This is a genomic window from Microbispora sp. NPDC049633 (assembly GCF_040675265.1).
In the GTDB taxonomy this organism is placed as follows: Bacteria; Actinomycetota; Actinomycetes; order Streptosporangiales; family Streptosporangiaceae; genus Microbispora; species Microbispora maris.
Window position 1 is genome coordinate 1 of sequence record NZ_JBFAOO010000390.1, and the last position, 2,305, is coordinate 2,305.

Genomic DNA, 2,305 nt, shown 5'->3' on the forward strand with positions numbered 1-2,305 from the left:
CCCGCCGACCTCGCGACCCGGGCGCATTCGGCCAGGTCGGCCTCGGCCTCGCCGTGCCGTTCGAGGTAGGTGTGGGCGAGGCCGCGGTTCAGCAGCCCGCCCGCCCGGAAGCGGGGATCGTCGTCCAGCAGGCCGATCGCCCGGTCGCAGTGCCGGACGGCCTCCGCGTGCCGTCCCAGCAGGATCAGGGCGACCGACCGCTGCACGCCGAGCCTGGCCAGGTCCTTCCCCGCGAGATCCCGCTCGGCGAGGTCGGCGAGGCGCAGCCCGCCCTCCGGGTCGCCCAGCTGGGCCCGGACCGTGACGAGCGACATCCGGGCCTGCGCCACGCGGCGCGGGAACCCGTGCCCCGCCGCGATCGCCTCCTCCAGCCGCTCCCCGGCGAGTTCGAGGTCGCCCAGTTCGCGGGCCGCGAGCGCCGCCGCGCGCAGCGCCACCGAGGCCGCCTCGCCGTACGCGCCCGCGGGTCCCGGCCGCCCGGTCAGGTCCAGTACGGCTCTCGCCTCCGCGAGTGCCAGCCGGGGGTCGGTCCCGGACAGGCGCACGGCGGCCTCGGCCCTGGCCAACGGGGTCATGGGCGTACGTGGATCCAGCGGGTGAAGACGGGCGCGTGGCCGGGCCGGTGGCAGACCACGCTGACCCATCCCGGCGGCAGGCCGGCCACCGCGAAATGACCGCTGCCGGAGGGCACGCGGACCTTGCCGATATGCGGGGTGCGCACCTCGATCCTGGCGTCCGGGCCGGGGGCGGGGGACACCTGACCGGCCACCTCCATCCGCCCGCCGCTGACGGCCGTCTCGACGTCGATGACCAGGCCGTCCGCGCTGAACCTGCGGACGCCGGCCTGCGCCGTCCCGTCCGCGGAGCGGGCCCCCGAAGGCGCGGCGACGTCGACCGGCCCGGCCGGCACGCCCCCGGGAACCCGCAGGGCGAAGATCGCTCGGGCGGAGGCCGACACGCCTTCGGGCACCGGATCGGCGCCCGCTCCCATCCGCAGGGCCGCCAGCAGATATTCCTCCCTCACCGGGCCTCCTCCTCGACGAGGGCGCGCAGGCGCGCCATGCAGCGGGCCCGGGTGGGGCCGATGCTGCCGACCGGCAGGTCGAGCCGGACCGCTATCTGGGCGTACCTCGCCTCGGGGTGGAGCACGTAGAGGCGGATGAGCGACCGGCACGGCTCGCCGAGCAGGTCGAGTCTGCGCCACACCTGCCTGCCGAAGTCGGCGTCCACCACCACCGCCGCCGTCGGATCGGGGAGCGCCGTGTCCGGCACGTCCAGGTCGGAGGCCACCTCTCCGCGGGCCCTGCGGCTGAGCCGGGCCGCCTCGTGCCGCGTCGTGGTGACGAGCCACGCGCCGATCCGCCCGGGGTCGCGGATGGCGTCCGCGTTCTCCACGAGCCGGAGCCAGGCGCCCTGCACGGCGTCGGCGGCGTCGGCGGCGCTCAGCCCGAACGCCCGGGCGACCGCCCACATCCTGCCGTCGAAGCGGGCGACCAGGTCCTCCCAGGCGGCCTGGTCGATAATGGCGAACGAGTTGTCTGTCGGCATTCGTCACTCTGTGCGCTCGGGGAGATGCTTTTCGTGACGGAACCCTATCGATCCCCGCTCGCCACGACCACCCCGAGATCGGCGATGCGCCGCCCGCCGCCGAGCAGGCGTCGTACGGCCCGGTCCGGCGGCGCCTCCCGGCACAGGCGGGCGAGCGCGCCGGTGACGAGGGCGGCCGCGAACGACGTGCCGCTCCAGGTCGCGTAGCCGCGGAAGTCCCCGTATTCGAGGAAGCTGCTGGTCAGATCGACACCCGGAGCCCAGACGTCCACCCACGGGCCGTACGCGGAGAATTCGGCCCTGGCGTCCCCGTCGAGCGCGCCGACCGCGATGACGCCCGGCAGGGCCGCGGGCCAGAAGGGACGCGGCGACGCCGTGTTGCCCGCGCACGCGACCACGGCGGGAAAACCCGCGAGCGCCTCGGCCAGCCCGAGAGGCGGCGCGTCGTCGAAGGTGTGGCCGCCGAAGGAGAGGTTGACGACGTCGGCGCGCGCGCCGCGCAGTGTGGCGAGCGCGCGCAGCAGCGCCGCCTCGTCGCTCACGCCGTCGCTGTCGAGGAGGCGCAGGACGCGCAGCCGGACGCCGGGCGCCTGCCGCAGGATCAGCCCTGCCACGAACGTCCCGTGCCCGGCCTGCCGGTCGCGCGCCCCGTCGCCGTCCGCGTCGGGCGTCTCGGCGATGTCGTCGCTGTACCACCGCGCGAGCCACGGATGCGGCGCCAGCCCGGTGTCGAGCACGGCCACGGTGACGTCGCACT

Annotated in this window: 4 protein-coding genes; all 4 read right to left on the reverse strand. The window is 76.1% G+C overall.

Annotated features, from left to right (window positions below; all coding sequences use genetic code 11):
* A partial coding sequence (locus AB0J39_RS39245; RefSeq protein WP_363474256.1) for a hypothetical protein occupies nt 1-575 on the reverse strand: 575 nt, incomplete at its 3' end.
* Nucleotides 572-1,024 carry a hypothetical protein gene (locus AB0J39_RS39250; protein ID WP_363474258.1) on the reverse strand — a complete coding sequence of 151 codons (453 nt, stop codon included), beginning with the start codon at nt 1,022-1,024 and terminating at the stop codon, nt 572-574. The genes AB0J39_RS39250 and AB0J39_RS39245, both read right to left, overlap by 4 nt.
* Nucleotides 1,021-1,548, reverse strand: a complete 528-nt coding sequence (locus AB0J39_RS39255) for a sigma-70 family RNA polymerase sigma factor (RefSeq protein ID WP_363474259.1) — start codon at nt 1,546-1,548, stop codon at nt 1,021-1,023. Before AB0J39_RS39255 ends, AB0J39_RS39250 begins: the two co-directional genes overlap by 4 nt.
* Nucleotides 1,549-1,592: 44 nt before the next feature.
* Nucleotides 1,593-2,305: S8/S53 family peptidase (locus AB0J39_RS39260; protein ID WP_363474261.1), on the reverse strand; the 713-nt coding region annotated here is incomplete at its 5' end.

Bases quoted from the DNA above. Each gene is read 5' to 3' on its own strand.
- AB0J39_RS39255 (WP_363474259.1), bottom strand. From the start codon at position 1,548: ATGCCGACAGACAACTCGTTCGCCATTATCGACCAGGCCGCCTGGGAG.